Genomic DNA, 18,318 nt, shown 5'->3' with positions numbered 1-18,318 from the left:
CCCCGTGTGCAACCCCGTAGAATCGCGCCCCGTGCAGCGCATCCTCGTGACCGGCGGCGCCGGGTTCATCGGCTCGAACTTCGTCCACCATGTCGTGGGAACGACCGACGCCCACGTGACCGTGCTGGACAAGCTCACCTACGCCTCGACCGAGGAGTCCCTGGCGGGCCTTCCGGAGGACCGGGTGCGGCTGGTCGTCGGCGACATCGCCGACGCGCAGGTCGTCGACCCCCTCGTGGAGGAGGCCGACGCAGTCGTGCACTACGCCGCGGAGTCGCACAACGACAACTCCCTCTCCGACCCGGCGCCGTTCATCCAGACCAACATCCTGGGCACCTTCCAGCTCCTCGAGGCCGCGCGCCGCTACGACAAGCGGTTCCACCATGTCTCGACCGACGAGGTGTACGGCGACCTCGAGCTCGACGACCCGAAGCGGTTCACCGAGCAGACGCCCTACAACCCGTCCTCGCCCTACTCGGCGTCCAAGGCGGGCTCCGACCACCTCGTGCGCGCATGGGTGCGCTCGTTCGGCGTCCGCGCGACGATCTCGAACTGCTCGAACAACTACGGGCCGTGGCAGCACATCGAGAAGTTCATCCCGCGGCAGATCACCGAGGTCCTCGACGGTCGTCGTCCGCGGGTCTACGGCGACGGGCTCAACGTGCGCGACTGGATCCACACCTCCGACCACTCCTCCGCCGTGCTGGCGATCCTCGAGAAGGGCCGGATCGGGGAGACCTACCTCATCGGGGCAGACGGTGAGAAGTCGAACGTCGAGGTCGTCCGCGCGATCCTGCGCCACTTCGGCCGCAGCGAGGACGAGATCGAGTGGGTGACCGACCGCGCGGGCCATGACCGCCGCTACGCCATCGAGTCGGGCAAGCTGCGCAGCGAGCTCGGCTGGACGCCGCAGTTCGGTGACTTCGAGGCGGGCCTGGCCGACACGATCGAGTGGTATCAGGCGAACGAGGGCTGGTGGCGTCCCGCCAAGGCGGCGACCGAGGCCGCCTACGCGGCCAAGGGCCACTGACCGCGCCGCCGGTCGAGTAGCGAGCGAAGCGGAGCGTATCGAGACCATGACGGAGCTCTCGGTCGAGAAGACCCCGATCCCCGGCCTTCTCGTCGTCCACCTGCCCCTCCACGGCGACGCACGCGGCTGGTTCAAGGAGAACTGGCAGCGCGCCAAGATGACCGCGCTTGGCCTGCCCGACTTCGGCCCGGTGCAGAACAACATGTCGCTCAACGCGTCGCGGGGCGCGACCCGCGGCATCCACACGGAGCCGTGGGACAAGTTCGTCTCGGTCGCGACGGGCCGCGTCTTCGCGGCGTGGGTCGACATGCGGGAGGGCGATTGCTTCGGCGCGACCTTCTGGACCGAGATCGGTCCCGACGTCGCGGTGTTCGTCCCGCGTGGGGTCGGCAACTCCTACCAGGCGCTCGAGGACGGCACCGTCTACTCCTACCTGGTCAACGACCATTGGCAGCCAGGGCCGGCCTACCCCGCGCTTCACCTCGGCGACCGGGACGCCGCCATCCCGTGGCCGATCCCCCTCGCCGAGGCGGAGATCTCCGAGAAGGACCAGCGCAACCCCCACCTTGCCGACGTCAGCCCGATGAAGCCGCGCAAGACGCTGGTCGTGGGTGGCGGCGGCCAGCTCGGCCGCGCTCTGGCAGCTGCCTTCCCGGCCGCCGAGGTCGTCACCCGCGGAGAGCTCGACGTCACCGACCCGGCCGCCGTCGCTGCGTGGCCGTGGAGCGACTACGGCGTCGTGCTCAACGCGGCCGCCTACACGGCGGTCGACCTGGCCGAGACCGCGGAGGGGCGTCGTGCGGCCTGGGCGGCGAACGCGGCCGCGCCGGCCCTGCTCGCCCGCGCCGCCACCGAGCACCGGCTGACACTGGTGCACGTGTCGAGCGACTACGTCTTCGACGGCACCGAGGACGTCCACCTCGAGGACGAGCCGTTCTCCCCGCTCGGCGTCTACGGCCAGTCCAAGGCAGCAGGCGACATCGCCGTGGCCGCCACCCCGCGGCACTACATCGTGCGCACCTCCTGGGTCGTCGGCGACGGCGGCAACTTCGTCCGCACCATGGCGCGTCTCGCCGACGCCGGCGTGTCGCCGTCGGTGGTCGCCGACCAGGTCGGACGGCTCACGTTCACCGACACGCTCGCCTCAGCCATTGCTCATCTGGTCGGGACGGAGGCACCGTTCGGGACCTACAACGTGACCAACGGTGGCGAGCCGATGTCCTGGCACCGGGTGGCGGCCACCGTCTTCGAGCTCACCGGGCGGTCGGGGGACGACGTGTCGCCGACGACCACGGAGGAGTACTTCGCCTCCGCGATCGCCGCCGGCAAGCCCGTCAGCCCGCGTCCGCTGGGCTCGGTGCTGTCACTCGACAAGCTGGTCGCGACCGGCTTCACCTCGGAGGACCAGCTGGCGGCGCTGCGCCGCTACCTCGGCCGCGCCTTGTGAAGTCCAGAGTGACCCCTGGGTCACTCTGGACCTCACACGACATGCTGGGTGACGAGGCCGCGCGCGGCCAGGTCCGCCAGGAAGGCGCGCACGTCGTGATCGACCGCACCATCCTCGAGGCCGTGCTCGGCGGCGACCGTCGAGACGATCTCCGAGGCGCTGCGAGTTCCGTCGACGGCGGCCCAGATGGCGGTCCCGGCACCGGTCAGCACGAACGGAGGCCGCTCAGGCGCGCTCAGGTCGAGGATCACCGTCCGCTGGTCACCCTCGACGACCGCCAGGCCATCGGGACGCCGCCAGACGGCCGCGTCGGGGACGTTCATGCGCTCGCTGGCGTGTCGACCGTCGGACGCTCCACGGCCCGTTCCCCGCGATAGCTGTAGTAGCCGGCCGGGTTGTGTCGCAGCGCGACCCGGTTGAGCACGACGCCGAGCACCCGGCCGTTGACCGCCGCGATCGACTCCAGACAGCTGCTGAGCTCAGCGTCGACGGTGCGTCCGGACGAGATCACCAGCATGACGCCGTCCGCAGCGGTGCTGAGGAGCGCGGCGTCGGTGACCGGGAGCAGGGGCGGCGCGTCGAGGATCACCGTGTAGTCGAGCGCCAGCCTCTCGACCAGCGTCCGCATCGCGCGCGAGCCCAGCAGCTCGCTCGGGTTCGGGGGCGTCGGACCCGCACTCAGCACACGCAGGTCGGTGAAGCCGTCGGGCGTCTGCAGCGCCTCGTGGACGCCGACCTGCCCGCTGAGCACGCTGGTGAGGCCGATCGCACCGTCGACCGCGAACGCCGTCGCCACGGTCGGCCGTCGCAGGTCCGCATCGATGAGGACGACCGGCTGTCCGTTCGAGGCCAGGGCCGCCGCCACGTTCGCGGCGACGGTCGACTTCCCGTCACCGGGCCGCGGGCTGCTCACCACCAGCCGGCGCGGCGGGTTGTCGACGTCCATGAAGAGGAGGTTGGTCCGCAGCTTTCGGAAGGCCTCCGCAGCGGCGACGCCGGCGAGGTCGCTGTCCTCCGTGCGCGCCAAGGCCACCGGACGACCGGGCTGCGTGCGGATGGACTGCGCCGTCGGGATGGTGGCGACCACGGGAAGGCTGAACCGGGTCCGCACGTCGTCCGGGGTGCGCAGGCGCCGATCGAGGGTGTTGCGCAGCACGGCGTAGCCCAGCGCGAGGAGAGCCCCGAGCGCCACGGCGATCGCGAGGTTGCGCTCGGGTCGCGGCGAGGAGGGAGCGCCGGGCAACGCGGCCGACTCGAGCGGCACGATTCGCGGCGTCCCGTCCTTGGGCTTGCCGCCGGGCGACTCGATCGCCTGCACCTGGCCGGCGAGGGCGGCGACCCAGGCATCCGCCAAACGCTGCGCCTGCTCGGGGCTGGTGGACCTGGCCACGATCTTGAGCAGGACGGTGTCGGTCGGCTGGGTGACCGAGATGTGCCCGACGAGCTCGGCGGGCGTCGTGTTCAGGCCAAGGCTGTCGATGACGGCCTGGGCGGTCGCGCGACTCTGCGCCACGTCCACATACGAGGTGGCGCGCGACTTGGCGAGCTGGTCGGTGATGGAGCCCAGCGCCGCATTGTCGGAGTCCCCGGTCCCGACGAAGCCGGTCGCGTTGGCGGCGTAGACCGGCGTCTGCATCGCCGTGAAGAGCACGCCGATGCCGCACGTCGCGACCACGATGAGCACGACGCCGACCCAGTGGTTGCGCACGGCGCGCCAATAATCCTGCAGTTCCAAGGCTGGGGACTCCCGTGTGAGGTGAAGGGGGGCACGGAGTTCCGAGTTCCGCCGTGGCCGACGCGGTGGATCCTTACACTCCGGGCATGCCGCGCACCTGGACTCCACCGGACTGGGCGTCAACCGACGTCAACCTGTGGACACTCGGTGTATCGGTAACAGTTCGCTGCTGGGCCGAGGGGCCGGAGAGCAGGGCTGAGCTGGCAGCCGACGTACACCGCGCCTGGTCCGCCGCCCTGAGCGAGGCCGTCGCTCCGGGCGTCATCCTCGATGTGGTCGTCACCGCGGACGACGCGCTTCGCTCGGCTGCCTCGCTGGCCGGGTGCATCGCCGCCGCGACGACCCCGGATGCCCTGCACCATCTCTCCACCCGCGTCACGCTGGCGGCCATCGAGCGACAGGCCGGCCGGCTCTGGATGCTCCATGGCGCCGCGCTCGCTGACCCCTCCTCCGGGGCGACCGTCGCACTCGTCGCACCCTCGGGCACCGGCAAGTCAACGGCCTCGCGGACACTCGGCACTCGGTTCGGCTACGTCAGCGACGAGACGGTCGCGGTCGCGCCCGACCTGCGCATCCACCCGCACCCGAAACCCCTGTCCCTCGTGCGGCCCGGCACCGAGATCAAGGAGCAGATCGGCCCAGCCGAGGTGGGTCTCGTTGCCGCGCCGGACTCGCCGACGCTCGCCGCCGTGATGGTGCTGCGTCGAGACGGCACGCGCCAGGTGGGCCTCGACCGCCTGCGGACGTCGATGGCTCTCGCCGCCCTCGCACCGGAGACCTCCTACCTCGGCCGCCTGCCCCGGCCGCTGTCGTTCATGGCCGAGATCGTCGAACAGACCGGCGGCGTGTTCGAGGTGCGCTACGAGGAGTCGGCCGACCTGGAGCCGGTCGTCGCCGAGCTGGTGAGCCGGTGAGGATCCGACGCCAGCCCGTCGCCGACGAGCTGATGCTCGACGGCGAACTGGTGCTGCTCCTCAACGGGACCGTGATGGTCCTGAGCGAGGTGGCGTCTGCAGCTGTCAACCGGTTGTCAACAGAGGTCTGGACCAGTGTCGAGGTGCTCGTCGACGTCCTGGCCTCCTCCGTCGGACTGCCAGCAGAGGGCGAGGGGGCGGTGTTCTCCCTGGTGAGGAGCCTGGCCGACGCAGGCGTCGTCGTCGCGGAAGCCTGAGCGCTGGCCGGCCTCAACGCAACGATCTGCCCACAGAACGGAAAATCTCCTCAGTCCGAAGCAGTCCCAATCTCAGGATTCATCCCCGAGACGGGGTACGTCGACCCCGCGCGGATGCGGTCGTGCTCGGGACCGCCAAGGAGAGTCCCATGTCGTTGACGCCCCTCGAGGCGCCGAAGCAGCACCGGTCCCGTCGCGCCATCCTGAAGGTCGGCGCGCACGCCGCATGGGCGGTGCCCGCGGTCCAGGTGGTCTCCGCCGTCACGGAGTACGCCGCAGCCTCCGGGGTGCCCGTCGCCCCCACGGCCGCACGGCTAACCGTCAACGTGGTGACGCAGTCCCAGTCGGGCGCAACCCTGACCCTTTCCGTGCAGGTCACCTCCAGCAACGCCGCCGCAACGGGCGTGGTCCTGACGGCGAGCGGGAGCGGCACGGCGGCGCCTGTCACCTTCGGAGACGTGCCCCTCGGTGGCGCCGGTGTGACGAAGACCGTCGTCGTGACGCTCAGCGGGACCGGCAACGGGGTCGTGGCTCTGGCCGCAGCCGGCCAGACCGCCGGGGCGCCGCGTCCGCTGGCGACCACCGGCGGCGCGGGGACCGTCTACGCGAAGGCGACCGTCGCGGTCAGCGGGACGCCGACCTCGACCTGGGTCAAGAAGACGAAGGCGGGAACAGTGACGTTCGCCGTTTCCAGCAAGTACGCCGACGCCGACGTCGCGTGGAAGCTCACCGTCAGCCCCGCGCCCGCGAACGGCGTCGCCACGGCGACCGGCACGGTGAGGACGTCCGCCGGGACCGCGACCGTGACGACTCCGTCGTTCGTCTGGCACGACGCTAGCGGCAACCGGACCTTCTCCTTGCAGCTGACGTCCGCCACGATGAGCAACGGCGGCGGCTCGGCCACCGTGGGGTCGCCCAGCACGGCCACGGGCGCCATCGGCTGACGCGGCGTCGGTGACCGACAGCATTGGCACCGGCTCGCCAGCCGGGGAGTGACGGGTGACGTCCCACGTCGCGCTCGAGCTCGCTGAGGGCATCGAGCTCGGCTACGCGCTGGTGGCTCGGGTCGCCGAGGATGTCGGCGCTCGGCTGCTGGCGATCAAGGGGCGGGTGAACGAGGCACACGGCCTGCGCTCCCCACGTGACTCCGTCGACGTCGACGTCCTCGTCGAACCGGCGCGCCATGCGGACCTGGTGGCGGCCCTGCTCGAGCTGGGGTGGCGCGAGCCACCGAAGCCGCCGGTGCCACCTCCCTTCGGCTCACACTCGGTGACGATCCAGCACCCGAGCTGGCCCTGCGAGATCGACATCCACGACCGGTTCCCCGGCTTCCTCGCGGACCCGGCGGACGTCTTCGAGGAGCTGTGGGCCGGTCGCACGGCCATCGAGGCCGCCGGCGTCACGGTGCCGGCCACCGGCCTCCTCGGGTCCGCGCTGGTCATGGCGCTGCATGCCCTGCGTGCGCCGCACGACCCGCGCAACGCCCGGGAGCTCGCCGTCCTCGTCCACCGCCTCGCGGCGCGGACGGTCGACAAGGCCGGACTCCGGGCCCTCGCCGCCGACACCGGATGCTTGAGCACGGCACGGCCGTTCCTCCGTGCGCTGGGGATCGACGGCGCCGATGCGGCCATGGACGATCCGCGCCTCGCGCAGTGGAGCCTGCGGCAGTCCAGCGCGCATCACCGCAACCTCGGATGGTTGGTCGCGCTGCGACGCACTGCTCCCTGGCGATGGCCGGTCCTCGCGATGACGGTGTTCTTCTCGAACGAACCACACCTGCGGCGGTACTTCCCTCAGACGCCACCGGGTCGGCGCGGTCTCTGGCTAGCGCGCTGGTGGCGGTTGCGGGCCGCCCTCAGGGATCTTCCGCGGGCGTGGCGCACCGCGCGCCGGATCAACTGAGCAGCGCTCAGACGGAGGCGCGCCCGAAGTCGTCCTCGAGCCGGACGATGTCGTCCTCGCCGAGGTAGGCCCCCCGCATGACCTCGATGATGACGAGCTCGGTGTCGTCGGCATTGCCGATCCGGTGGGCCACGCCGATCTGGACGTCGATGCATTGGCCTACGTCGGCGACCATCGTCTCCCCGTCGATGACGCAGGTGGCGCGACCCTTCGCCACGACCCAGTGTTCAGCACGGTGCTCGTGCGTCTGGTAGGACAGCCGGGCGCCGGGCTTCACGGTGATGCGCTTGACCTTGAAGCCGTCGCCCTCGTCCAGCACCTGCCAGCTGCCCCACGGGCGCGTGTCCATCTCACCGACCACGCAACCACCCTAGGCGAGCGGGGCCAGTTAGGGTCACCACCGGGGCGATCAGCGGCGACGCAGCCCGGTGAGCGCCGGGCGCACGTCTGCCAGGTAGACGAACGCGGCGATCGTGAGGGCCAGGTTGATGATGGTGAGTGACATGAGACTGGGGATCGCCTGCAGCAGGAGAGCGACCCCGAGGAGGATGACCCAGCCCTGCTTCGTCCACTTGCCCGCCGCGCGGTAGTGCTCGGTCGAGAACGTCAGCGCGCTGATGAAGGCGAACAGCTTGACCGCCAGCAGCACGAAGTAGACGACGAGCATCACGTTGCCAGGAATGCTCAGGAGGGACATGCCTTGATCCTACGTGAGATCGGCGATCCGCTCGTCTGACCGCCCGCCCCCCGATCGCAGGGCATTGGCGTGAAACAGGTTGAAGAGGCGCTGCCACTTCGCGAACGGATTCACGAAGTGGCAGCGCCTCTTCAGTCGGCCAGGATCAGCCGGCCAGGACCAGCCGGCCCAGGATCAGCCGGGTGGATCGTTGCAGCTCGATCAGAACTGGTCGGGCGCGCTGTCGGAGGAGGCGCCTGCGGACGGCGTGTCCGTGAAGAGCGCGTCCGCGGGAGGCACCTCGCTGACGGCCGGAGTGGCCGGAGCCGCCGGCGTCACGTCACTCGCCGCCTTCTCCACGGGCGCCTTCTCGGCCGGGGCTGTCGCGGCAGCTGCCTTGGCGGTGGTGGTCTTCTTGGTGGTCGCCTTCTTGGCGGGGGCCTTCTTGGCGGTCGTCTTCTTCGCCGCGGGCGCCTTCTTGGCGGTGGCGGACTTCTTCGCAGCCGGCTCGTCGACCTCCACGGTCACGACCACCTCGTCCGGGATCTCGCGGCGCAGGCGCGCGACGATGACCTCACCACGCTTGGCGAAGCCGTCGTACGCCCCGCGTGCCTCGGAGCTGGTCTCCTTGTAGAACGACGTCACCAGAGCCGGGAACGCCTTCGCGTCGGCCTGGAGGCCACCCACGCGCGACTCGAGCGCGGTGCGGCGCGCCTTGGCCTCGGCGGTGAGGGACTCGACGCGCGCCGTCGTCCGGCTCTGCAGCGCGTCGGCGAACGCCTTGGGCTCGAAGCCGACGACCTGCTTCTGGTAGCCGGCGACACGCGACGTGACGCCGACGCCGTAGCCGGTGACCCGCTTGGAGACGGTGTCGACGTACTCCTTCAGAGCCTCGACGGCGACGACCGCAGCGCCGGCACCGGCGTAGACCGGCTTCGGCACGTCGACCTTGCGCGGATCGATGCGGTGGAGATCGACCTTGCGCGGGTCGATGCGGTGGAGATCGACCTTGCGCGGGTCGATGCGGTGCAGGTCGACCTTGCGCGGGTCGATGCGATGCAGGTCTACCTTGACCTTGGGCAGCTCGAACTTCGGCATGGAGTTCTCCAATCGGGGAGGAGGCTCAGGACTCGTCCGGGTCGGGCGTGTCCTGCTGGCGGGCATTGAGGGCGAGGAAGGACTGGTACACGTCCAGGAGCGACTGCTTCTGCCGCTCCGTCAGCGACGTGTCGCCCAGGACGGCGAGCTCGACCGAGCCACCCACGCCGTCGTCCGGGTTCAGGATCCCGGCTTTGACGTAGAGCTGCTCTGCCGAGATCCGCAGGGCCTTGGCGATCTGCTGGAGCACCTCGGCCGACGGCCTGCGCAGCCCCCGCTCGATCTGGCTCAGGTAGGGGTTGGAGACCCCTGCCTGGTCGGCGAGCTGCCGCAACGACAACCGCGCCGAGATCCGTTGCTCCTTGAGGTAGTCACCGAGGACACGCGCCCTCTGCGTGACCTTGCCCAGGCTTTCAACCATGCTTCCATCCTGCTAGCAAGTGCTAACTTTTGCAAGCAAAATCCTGGAGGCGCCCGTCACAGACGGCCACGTGCCAGCAACAGACCACCGATCGCCAGCCCGGCCACGCCGGCGAGATCGCCGGCGGTGAGGCCGTGATGAGGCATGACGACGACGAGCACGCCTCCCTCGAAGCGCTTGTTGCACAGGAGCCACAGCCCCGAGAGGAGGCCGAGAAGCACCCCACCTCTGCGCCCGTGACGCGGAGCGAATGCCGCTGCGACGACGAGAGCCGCCAGCACCAGACCCGGCCAGGCCGCCGGGAACACGTCGTGGACAAGCAGAGGCGCCACCATCAGAAGCAGGCCCTCACCACGCCGACAGGGACACCGCCGCCATACAGCATGTGCGTGCCGACGGCGTCGACCTCGGCCGACTGCACGCCCAGGCGGCGCAGCGCCTCGGCCATCACGACCGGGCGCGCGCGGTCGCCACCGTCGTCGACCTTCAGCGCGACGGTGCGGCCGTCGGCCAGCGCCACGGCGTACACCGCCTCCGCACCCAGCTTGCCGATCGCGCCGGGAAGCGCCCGGAGGAGGCGCAGCTCGTCGCGGTTGTTGCCCGAGACATACTCCGGACAGTCCCGGATCGCGTCCGCCACGCGGCGCTCGGGACCCTCCGTGGCGAGGGCGAGGGTGCGGAACGCCCGGGCGAGTCCGGTGAGCGATGCCGAGAGGAGCGGCGCGCCGCACCCGTCGACCGCGACGACCGCCGCTTCGCCGGTCAGCTGCTCGAACCGGCGCTGGATGAGCAGCTGCAGCGGGTGATCTGGCTCGAAGTAGCCGGAGAGCTGCCAGTCGCGCAGGACGCAGGTCGCCAGCATGGCGGCGTGCTTGCCGGAGCAGTTCTGGGCGATCTTGCTCGGCTCGCGCCCCGCCCGCAGCCACTCGTCGCGGACGGCGGGGTCCAGTGGCAGGTCGCGGATGTTGCCCAGCGCCTGCTCGGCCAGCCCGGCGCTGCCGAGGATCTCCCGCACGCCGGCGAGATGCATCTCCTCCCCCGAGTGCGAGGCGGCCGCGAGGGCCAGGAGATGCGGCGGAAGGTCCAGCCCGAGACCGACCATCCCGACAGCCTGCAACGGCTTGTTCGTCGAACGAGGCAGGATCTGCGACGTCACGTCCCCCACCGACCACGCGACGCTCCCGTCGGCCGCCAGTGCCACCACGGACCCGTGATGGTGCCCCTCGACGAAGCCCGACCGGACGATCTCGGCGACAGGGACGGACATGCGGGCAAGGGTACGGGCGGGGGGTCGTGGCCGGCCCTCGGCGGGGTAGTTCGGGACGTTCCCGACCATTACTGACGAGTAGACCGCGGGAAGCGTCCCGAACTACCCCGGCAATCCGGCATGGAAGGATGTCCGCCGTGCCAGCGCCGCAGTTCCACCCGACGCCCCTCGAGCTCGACGACCTGGAGCTGGTCGTCTCGGGCGCACTCCCAGGACCGCTGGATCTGCGGCTGCCGTCAGACGTCGAGGCAGCGGCGCGTGAGGCCGGTGCGGTCGTGCTCGTCGACCCGGAGGGGCTTCCGCTGGCCGAGGTGGCCTGGCCGACCCGGGACGTCACCCCACTCACGCGGCCGGCGTACGGGCCCTTCCGGCGCCTGTATCTCACGCCCACGGAGGCGCGCGAGCGCCACCCGGACGGCTTCACCGCCGTGCTCGTCGGCGGCATCGCGGACCGCCCGGCGGTGCTCCGCGCGGCGCTCGCCGAGCACAGCGACGTCGTCGCCATCCCGGTGGCACCGAACGACCCGCGGGTGCCGCACGTGCTGGCGGCGTACGGCGACCCGGCCGTCGCCCCTCCCGTCGCGCTCGAGGGGTCGGCGCCGTCGCAGCAGGGGCTTGTCGTCTTCTTCACCGGCCTCTCCGGCAGCGGCAAGTCCACGCTCGCCCGCGCACTCGTTGACCTCATCCACGAGCAGGGTGAGCGGACGGTGACGTCCCTCGACGGTGACGTCGTGCGACGCAACCTGTCGGCCGGCCTGAGCTTCTCCAAGGAGGACCGCGAGACCAACATCCGCCGGATCGGCTGGGTCGCCGCGGAGATCGCGCGCCACGGCGGAGTCGCCGTGTGCAGCCCGATCGCGCCGTTCGACGCGACGCGTCAGGACGTGCGGGGATATGTCGCGGACGCGGGCGGGGCGTTCTTCCTCGTCCACGTGGCCACACCGCTGGAGGAGTGCGAGCGCCGCGACCGCAAGGGGCTCTACGCCCAGGCGCGCGCCGGCAAGATCCCGGAGTTCACCGGCATCTCGTCGCCCTACGAGGTGCCGCAGGATGCCGATGTGGTCGTCGACACCACCGGCCGGAGCGTCGAGGACGCGCTCGAGGACGTGCTGCGCGGGCTGCGGGCGAAGGGCTACGTCGACGTGGAACTCGGTCGTGGACCAGCGAGCGCCAGCGATCCCGGCGGTCGAGTAGCGAGCGCCAGCGATCCCGGCGGTCGAGTAGCGAGCGCCAGCGATCCCGGCGGTCGAGTAGCGAGCGCCAGCGAGCGTATCGAGACCCGCGTCGACACCCCCCGCCCCCTCAGGGTGCTCTACGTCTGCACCGCCAACATCTGCCGCTCGCCGTACATGGAGCTGACCTCGCGGCGGTTGGTCCCGGACGAGAGCGACATCGTCTTCGCGAGCGCGGGCACCCGCGGCTTCGACGCGGCCGAGATGGACGAGGAGATGGCGGCGCTCCTCGCCGGCGACGCCGCGCGGCTCGCCAAGGCGTTCCGGAGCCGGCCGCTGACGCGCGAGCTCCTCCAGGAGGCCGACCTGGTCCTGACCGCCGAAGCGAGTCATCGGGCCTTCATCCTCGACGACCAGCCCGGCCTGTTCCGGAAGGTCTTCACCCTCGGCCAGGCCGCCGCTGCGATCGAGAGGCTCGGCACAGGGCTCGCCCGTCACGACCTCCTCGAGAGGCTGGGACAGTCCCGCGGGAGCGCGGAGACCTCCCTCGACGTCGGCGACCCCTACCGCCGGGGCCCCGAGGCTGCGGCACGGGCCGCCGCGAGCATCGAGCATCTCCTGAGCGTCATCCTCCCGGCCCTGACTCAGACTCAGCCCGCAGCCGACGTGCCGTCGGGCCGCTAGCTGTTGGCGGCCCCGGATGTCTCCCGGGTCCGCTTGCCATGCGACTCGATATGGGGGCAGCGGTCACCGTACTTCCGGCGACACACCACGCTTCGTCTCCACCGTCTCCACCACTGCACGCGCCGACGGTAAAGGGCTGGTCCGTCCGGGCACGGTCGTACTCATGGATTGTCAACGAGCGTTTAACGCGAAGGAGACGACCATTTACCGAAAGGATGCGGTGTTCACACGCACGTGGCCGAGGTGAGCCCGCCGCGACATCCGCGGCATCCCGTCGATGGTGCCACCCCGACGCTCACCGGCGATAGCGCGCCCGATGACGACCCCGGCGACGAGCGCTGCGGCGCACCACGCGAGGACGACCGCGAGCACGGTGAGGGCGACTGTCATGACGACTCCTTCGAGGGCTCCGAGACCGACACGCAGGTTTCTCCCTTGTAACCTACTGGTGACCAACGACCGAGACCGCGAAACGTTCCGGGACCGTCCTGGCAGGATTGCGGCCCATGCACGAGCTCTTCACCACCGACGCCTTGTCGGTGCTCATCGTCAGCTTCGGCGTGGGCATCGTCGTCGGCCTGACGGGCATGGGCGGCGGAGCGCTCATGACGCCCGCGCTGATCTTCCTCGGCGTCAACCCGACGGCGGCCGTCGCCAACGACCTGGTCGCGGCGTCGGTCAACAAGACGGTCGGCGCCGCAGTGCACTGGCGCCAGGGCTCCCCCAACCTGCGGCTCGCCCTCTTCCTCGTGATCGGGTCGGTGCCGTTCGCGTTCGCGGGCGGGTTCATCGTGCAGCACATCGGCGGCGACAACACCGAGAAGTTCCTGACGAACGCCATCGGCGTCGCGCTACTGCTCGCGGCAGCGTCGTACACGTTGCGGATGTATCTCCAGCTGCGCACCATCGCCAGCGGGCGCAGGACCACGTCGTCCATCGAGGTGCGGCCGGTCCCGACCTTGCTCGTCGGCGCCCTGGGAGGCCTCCTCGTCGGCATCACGTCCGTCGGCTCCGGCTCCCTCATCATGGTGGCGCTCCTCCTGCTCTATCCGACGCTCTCCGCGGTGAAGCTCGTCGGCACCGACCTCATGCAAGCGGTCCCCCTCGTCCTCGCCGCCGCGATCGGCCACGTGGTCACGACCGGAGTCGACGTCGGTGTCCTCGTGCCGCTGATCATCGGCGGCACGCCGGGCACCTTCCTCGGAGCGCGCATCGCCGCGCGGATCGGCCAGTCGGTGATCCGTCGTGGCATCGTCATCGTGCTGTCGCTGACCGGACTCAAGATGCTGGGCGTCTCGCCGACCTGGGTCGGGATCATCGGCGCCGGGATGCTCCTGCTGGGGCCGTTGGTGTGGGGCCTGGTCCGTCAGACGGCGGGCGTCCCCGCGTTCGACCGCAACTCGGGCGCCTGGCAGGTCGACGAGACCGAGCTGCGCCCGCCCCGCGAGCCGAGCCTGGACGCGGGACAGGCGGGCTAGACCGCTCGGTCACACGACGGGAACGGTCTCCCCCAGATTGGGTAAGGATCGACCTGTTCGACCATTGATCGGCCGTCGAACGCAGTGATATAGCCACATGCACGACGACGTCCCCGATCTGAGCCCCTGCCTCGAGTGTGGCCACCCGGTCTACCCGCTCCTGGTGGCTCCGATCTTCCACGCCCAGCACTCGTGCCGCGCCGTCGTCGACGGCCAGAGCACCGACGAGCGCTGCGGGTGCACCGACGCCGTGCATCGCCTCCCCACGATCCGCCCGCGGCATCGGCTGCTGGAGCCTGTGGGGGCCGCGAGCTGAGGGGGACGACCCGCAGTCCGGGGAGGGGGACAGCGGGTGCCGGTTGGGGGACCGGCTTCTGGGGGGAGGTAATTCGGGACGTTTCCGACCATTACCGGTCAGTAGACCGTGGGAAACGTCCCGAACTACCCCGGAAGGACCCCCGGAGGAACACGTCAGTCCGTCCCGTGGCGAGCGATGAACGCCAGGATCGGCTCGGCGAGGGCGGGTCGGCAGACGACGACGTCCGGGAGGTAGGGGTCGGGGCGGTTGTAGACGAGCGGGGAGCCGTCGACGCGGGAGGTGTGCAGCCCGGCCGCGGCGGCCACGGCGACCGGGGCCGCGGAGTCCCACTCATACTGGCCGCCGGCGTGCACGTAGGCGTCGGCGATGCCGCGGACCACGCTCATCATCTTGACCCCCGCTGATCCCATCGGCACCAGCTCGGCGCCGAGCTCGTCGGCCAGCGCGGAGACGAAGGCGGGCGGCCGGGAGCGCGAGACCGCGATGCGGGGACGGTCGGCTGTGGAGGGCGGCACGACGGGCGGTACGCCGGTGTGGAACGTCTCCCCCAGCGCCGGCTGCGCCACGGCGCCGGCCACGAGCTCTCCCCGGGACCAGAGGGCGACGTGCACCGCCCAGTCGTCGCGGGGCGGCTCGGAGAACTCCCGCGTGCCGTCGAGCGGGTCGATGATCCAGACACGCTCGGCGGCGAGCCGTCCGGCGTCGGCGTGCGTCTCGACGGCCTCCTCGGACAGCACGGCGTCGTGCGGCCGGTAGGCGGCCAGGAGGTCGGCCAGCAGGGCCTGGGCGGCGGCGTCGCCGGCGTCCTTGAGCTCCCTGCCCTCGAGGCCCGAGCCCGCGCGCACCTCCAGGAGCCGCGCACCGGCCTGCTCGGCCAGCCGGACAGCGAGCTCATGGTCGGTGGCAGTCGCGGGGTCCCAGGTCACGGCCCGCACCCTACCCAGGCCCGCACCCTCCCCAGGATGGGGCAGCCGCCCGCGTTCTGCAGACTCGTGCACTGCACTTGTGCGAGGCTCGCGAAGCGTTGACCGGCCCCGCGGCCACCACGTTCGATGACTGTCACAGACCGCACATCGGCCTCGGCCGACCCTCACGGGAGAACACGCCAGTGAACCGACGCATCATCGGCGGCGTTGCCGCAGCCCTCACCACCGTCACCGTGCTCGCTGCGTCACCCGATGGGGGCCACGCCGCCTCCCCGCAGCCGAGCCCGACGGAGCTCGCTGAGCGTGGCGCGGCACGGTTCGTCGCCGCTCGGCCCGCCCACCTCAAGCTGGGCCCGAACGACGAGGTGGTCGCCGGAAGCGTCGTCTCGTCGCATGGCCTGCAGTACGTCCCCTACGAGCGCAGCCACCGCGGGCTCCCGGTGGTCGGCGGCGACTTCGTAGTCACCACGGACTCGGACGGGAAGGTGCTGGACAGCTCCGTCGCGCAGACCCGGCCCGTGCTGCTCGCGTCCACGCACCCGAGCATCTCCGCGACGGGCGCCCAGACCGCGGCCGCCCGTCTCGTCGATGACGCCCAGGTCGAGGGCAGCCGTCTGGTCGTCCTCCAGGACGAGGCCTCGCGCCTGGCGTGGGAGACCACCGTCGACGGCACGCGCCAGGGACGCGCCTCGCGCCTGAGCGTCTACGTCGACGCGACGAGCGGCAAGGTCCTGAGCACGACCGAGCACGTCCTGTACGGCGACGGCCAGGCCGCCTGGAGCGGGCCTGACCCCGTCCACCTCGACACCACGAAGTCGAGCTCGCCGAGGTCCGGCACGACGTACTCCCTGGTCACGCCCGGCGCGACGAGCCTGCAGTGCCAGAGCTACACCGGCGGCAAGGTCTTCACCGGCTCCGACGACCTCTGGGGCAACGGTGACCCGACCAACCGTGAGACCGGCTGCGTCGACGCGCTCTACTCCGCGCAGCGCGAGAGGGCGATGCTCTCGACCTGGCTGGGCCGCAACGGCATGGACGGCTCCGGCGGCTGGGTGCCGATCCGCGTCGGCCTCAACGACGTCAACGCCTACTACGACGGCCGCAAGGTCGCAGTCGGCCACACCTCGACCGGCGGCAAGTGGATCGGCTCTATCGACGTGGTCGCCCACGAGTTCGGCCACGGCGTCGACGACCACACACCGGGCGGCATCTCCGGCGGCGGGACCCAGGAGTTCGTCGCCGACACCTTCGGAGCGGCGACCGAGTGGTTCGACAACCAGGCGGCGCCGTACGACGTCCCTGACTTCACTGTCGGCGAGCAGGTGAACCTGGTCGGCACGGGTCCGATCCGCTACATGTACAACCCGTCGCTCGCCGGCGACGACAACTGCTACTCCGCAGCGACCGCGACGGAGGAGGTCCACGCCGCGGCCGGACCGGGCAACCACTGGTTCTACCTGCTCGCGGAGGGCACGAACCCGACCAACGGCCAGCCGACCAGCCCGACCTGCAACGGCTCGAGCGTGACCGGCGTCGGGGTCCAGAAGGCGATCACGATCATGTACAACGCGATGCTGCAGAAGACGACGGGCGCGTCCTACCTGAAGTATCGCGTGTGGACGCTCACGGCGGCGAAGAACCTCTACCCCGGCTCGTGCACCGAGTTCAACGCGGTGAAGGCAGCCTGGAACGCCGTCTCGGTGCCCGCCCAGTCCGGGGAGCCGACCTGCCCCTAGTCGCGGCCGTAGATGTCCCTCGTGTAGACCTTCGAGGCGACGTCCTCGAGCACCTCGGTGCGCCGGTTGGCCACGATGACGTCCGAGATCGCCTTGAACTCGTCCAGGTCTCGGATGACGCGGGAGTTGAAGAACGTGTCCTCGGTCAGCGACGGCTCGTAGACCACGACCTCGACGCCCTTGGCCTTGATGCGCTTCATCACGCCCTGGATGGACGACATCCGGAAGTTGTCGGACCCGGCCTTCATGATCAGCCGGTAGATGCCGACCACACGCGGACCGCGCCGCAGGATGTCGGTGGCGATGAAGTCCTTGCGCGTGGTGTTGGCCTCCACGATGGCGCTGATGAGGTTCTGCGGGACGTCGCGGTAGTTGGCCTGGAGCTGCTTGGTGTCCTTGGGCAGGCAGTAGCCGCCATAGCCGAAGGACGGGTTGTTGTAGTGCGACCCGATCCGGGGGTCGAGGCCGACGCCCTCGATGATCTGGGCGCTGTCGAGGCCGTGCATCGCGGCATAGGTGTCGAGCTCGTTGAAGTAGGCCACCCGCAGCGCGAGGTAGGTGTTGGCGAAGAGCTTGATCGCCTCGGCCTCGGTCGAGTCGGTGAAGAGCACCGGCGCGTCCTTGTCGATCGCGCCCTCCACGAGCAGCTCGGCGAAGACCTTGCCGCGCTCGGTGCGGTCACCGACGATGATGCGCGAAGGGTGCAGGTTGTCGTAGAGCGCGCGCCCCTCCCGCAGGAACTCAGGGCTGAACATGATCGATGCGCCCGGGTGCTCCTCCTGCATCCGCCCGGTGAAGCCGACGGGCACTGTCGACTTGATCACCATGGTCGCGGTCGGGTTCACGGCGAGCACCTCGGCGATGACGCTCTCGACGGAGCGGGTGTTGAAGTAGTTGGTGCGCTCGTCGTAGTCGGTGGGGGTGGCGATGACGACGAAGTCGGCGCCGTCGTACGCCGCCTGCTTGTCCAGCGTCGCGGTGAGCTGGAGCGGCCGGTGGGCGAGGTAGTCCTCGATCTCGGCGTCCTCGATCGGCGAGATGCCCGCGTTGACCTTGTCGACCTTGGCGGCGTCGAGGTCCAGCGCCCACACCTCGTGGTGCTGCGAGAGGATGACGGCGTTGGAGAGACCGACGTAGCCGGTGCCGACGATGGCGATCTTCATGGCCCCCAGCCTATGGGAGCATGACCCCGACGTGGGCTGTAACCCTGCCCACGCTGTGGCGCGCGTTCGGCGGCGGCTGCGCGCCCGTCTACG

General features: G+C 70.6%; 21 protein-coding genes. 10 read left to right on the top strand and 11 right to left on the bottom strand.

Annotation, left to right across the window (positions count from 1 at the left end; all coding sequences use genetic code 11):
- Positions 1-31 precede the first annotated feature (31 nt).
- On the top strand, positions 32-1,030 hold the full coding sequence (gene rfbB, locus ACYQ1K_RS01535; RefSeq protein WP_459980742.1) for a dTDP-glucose 4,6-dehydratase: 999 nt from the start codon (positions 32-34) through the stop codon (positions 1,028-1,030).
- Between the two features lie 46 nt (positions 1,031-1,076).
- Positions 1,077-2,477, top strand: a complete 1,401-nt coding sequence (locus ACYQ1K_RS01530) for a sugar nucleotide-binding protein (protein ID WP_459980740.1) — start codon at positions 1,077-1,079, stop codon at positions 2,475-2,477.
- Positions 2,478-2,509: 32 nt separating this feature from the next.
- On the opposite strand, the gene ACYQ1K_RS01525 is transcribed toward ACYQ1K_RS01530, so the two are convergent.
- Positions 2,510-2,800: a PqqD family protein gene (locus ACYQ1K_RS01525; protein WP_459980738.1), complete on the bottom strand. Its 291-nt coding sequence runs from the start codon at positions 2,798-2,800 to the stop codon at positions 2,510-2,512.
- Positions 2,797-4,212 (bottom strand): tyrosine-protein kinase domain-containing protein, encoded by a 1,416-nt coding sequence (locus tag ACYQ1K_RS01520; protein ID WP_459980735.1) that lies wholly within the window; start codon positions 4,210-4,212, stop codon positions 2,797-2,799. Before ACYQ1K_RS01520 ends, ACYQ1K_RS01525 begins: the two co-directional genes overlap by 4 nt.
- 86 nt (positions 4,213-4,298) lie before the next feature.
- On the opposite strand from ACYQ1K_RS01520, the gene ACYQ1K_RS01515 reads away from it, so the two are divergent.
- The 4 genes from ACYQ1K_RS01515 (at position 4,299) to ACYQ1K_RS01500 (ending at position 7,285) form a co-directional block, all read left to right on the top strand.
- Positions 4,299-5,126: a hypothetical protein gene (locus tag ACYQ1K_RS01515; protein ID WP_459980732.1), complete on the top strand. Its 828-nt coding sequence runs from the start codon at positions 4,299-4,301 to the stop codon at positions 5,124-5,126.
- Positions 5,123-5,383: a hypothetical protein gene (locus ACYQ1K_RS01510; protein WP_459980730.1), complete on the top strand. Its 261-nt coding sequence runs from the start codon at positions 5,123-5,125 to the stop codon at positions 5,381-5,383. The genes ACYQ1K_RS01515 and ACYQ1K_RS01510 overlap by 4 nt, the downstream gene beginning before the upstream one ends.
- Positions 5,384-5,532: 149 nt before the next feature.
- Positions 5,533-6,327, top strand: coding sequence for a hypothetical protein (locus ACYQ1K_RS01505; protein ID WP_459980728.1), 795 nt, complete (start codon positions 5,533-5,535; stop codon positions 6,325-6,327).
- Positions 6,328-6,382: 55 nt separating this feature from the next.
- On the top strand, positions 6,383-7,285 hold the full coding sequence (locus tag ACYQ1K_RS01500; protein ID WP_459980727.1) for a hypothetical protein: 903 nt from the start codon (positions 6,383-6,385) through the stop codon (positions 7,283-7,285).
- A gap of 7 nt (positions 7,286-7,292) precedes the next feature.
- On the opposite strand, the gene ACYQ1K_RS01495 is transcribed toward ACYQ1K_RS01500, so the two are convergent.
- The 6 genes from ACYQ1K_RS01495 to ACYQ1K_RS01470 form a co-directional block, all read right to left on the bottom strand.
- Positions 7,293-7,646, bottom strand: a complete 354-nt coding sequence (locus ACYQ1K_RS01495; RefSeq protein ID WP_459980725.1) for a phosphomannose isomerase type II C-terminal cupin domain — start codon at positions 7,644-7,646, stop codon at positions 7,293-7,295.
- A gap of 48 nt (positions 7,647-7,694) precedes the next feature.
- A complete protein-coding gene (locus ACYQ1K_RS01490) occupies positions 7,695-7,982 on the bottom strand; it encodes a DUF2516 family protein (RefSeq protein ID WP_459980724.1) in 288 nt (95 codons plus the stop codon).
- 201 nt (positions 7,983-8,183) lie between these two features.
- Positions 8,184-9,059 (bottom strand): hypothetical protein, encoded by an 876-nt coding sequence (locus ACYQ1K_RS01485; protein WP_459980722.1) that lies wholly within the window; start codon positions 9,057-9,059, stop codon positions 8,184-8,186.
- Between the two features lie 25 nt (positions 9,060-9,084).
- Positions 9,085-9,480 carry a helix-turn-helix domain-containing protein gene (locus ACYQ1K_RS01480; RefSeq protein WP_459980720.1) on the bottom strand — a complete coding sequence of 132 codons (396 nt, stop codon included), beginning with the start codon at positions 9,478-9,480 and terminating at the stop codon, positions 9,085-9,087.
- Between the two features lie 56 nt (positions 9,481-9,536).
- On the bottom strand, positions 9,537-9,815 hold the full coding sequence (locus ACYQ1K_RS01475) for a hypothetical protein (protein WP_459980718.1): 279 nt from the start codon (positions 9,813-9,815) through the stop codon (positions 9,537-9,539).
- On the bottom strand, positions 9,815-10,747 hold the full coding sequence (locus ACYQ1K_RS01470; RefSeq protein ID WP_459980715.1) for an asparaginase: 933 nt from the start codon (positions 10,745-10,747) through the stop codon (positions 9,815-9,817). The genes ACYQ1K_RS01475 and ACYQ1K_RS01470 overlap by 1 nt, the downstream gene beginning before the upstream one ends.
- Positions 10,748-10,875: 128 nt before the next feature.
- Here ACYQ1K_RS01470 and cysC point away from each other — a divergent pair, with 128 nt between their 5' ends.
- Positions 10,876-12,603, top strand: coding sequence for an adenylyl-sulfate kinase (gene cysC, locus ACYQ1K_RS01465; protein WP_459980713.1), 1,728 nt, complete (start codon positions 10,876-10,878; stop codon positions 12,601-12,603).
- 204 nt (positions 12,604-12,807) lie between these two features.
- Here the strand turns inward: cysC and ACYQ1K_RS01460 are convergent, their stop codons facing one another.
- Positions 12,808-12,993 carry a hypothetical protein gene (locus tag ACYQ1K_RS01460; protein ID WP_459980711.1) on the bottom strand — a complete coding sequence of 62 codons (186 nt, stop codon included), beginning with the start codon at positions 12,991-12,993 and terminating at the stop codon, positions 12,808-12,810.
- 116 nt (positions 12,994-13,109) lie between these two features.
- On the opposite strand from ACYQ1K_RS01460, the gene ACYQ1K_RS01455 reads away from it, so the two are divergent.
- Positions 13,110-14,081, top strand: a complete 972-nt coding sequence (locus ACYQ1K_RS01455; protein ID WP_459980708.1) for a sulfite exporter TauE/SafE family protein — start codon at positions 13,110-13,112, stop codon at positions 14,079-14,081.
- Positions 14,082-14,178: 97 nt separating this feature from the next.
- The gene (locus ACYQ1K_RS01450; protein WP_459980706.1) at positions 14,179-14,397 is read left to right on the top strand and encodes a hypothetical protein; all 219 of its coding nucleotides are present in this window, start codon (positions 14,179-14,181) and stop codon (positions 14,395-14,397) included.
- Between the two features lie 155 nt (positions 14,398-14,552).
- On the opposite strand, the gene ACYQ1K_RS01445 is transcribed toward ACYQ1K_RS01450, so the two are convergent.
- Positions 14,553-15,326, bottom strand: a complete 774-nt coding sequence (locus ACYQ1K_RS01445; RefSeq protein WP_459980705.1) for a 3'(2'),5'-bisphosphate nucleotidase CysQ — start codon at positions 15,324-15,326, stop codon at positions 14,553-14,555.
- Between the two features lie 182 nt (positions 15,327-15,508).
- On the opposite strand from ACYQ1K_RS01445, the gene ACYQ1K_RS01440 reads away from it, so the two are divergent.
- Entirely contained in the window at positions 15,509-17,062 is a 1,554-nt protein-coding gene (locus tag ACYQ1K_RS01440) for a M4 family metallopeptidase (RefSeq protein WP_459980703.1), read from the top strand.
- Here ACYQ1K_RS01440 and ACYQ1K_RS01435 read toward each other — a convergent pair.
- Positions 17,059-18,225 carry a nucleotide sugar dehydrogenase gene (locus ACYQ1K_RS01435; protein ID WP_459980702.1) on the bottom strand — a complete coding sequence of 389 codons (1,167 nt, stop codon included), beginning with the start codon at positions 18,223-18,225 and terminating at the stop codon, positions 17,059-17,061. The genes ACYQ1K_RS01440 and ACYQ1K_RS01435 overlap by 4 nt on opposite strands.
- Positions 18,226-18,318 lie beyond the last annotated feature (93 nt).

It is taken from the genome of Nocardioides sp. AN3, assembly GCF_054653495.1.
The sequence above is the reverse complement of the archived record's forward strand: the minus strand, read 5'-3'. Positions and strand labels throughout refer to the sequence as shown.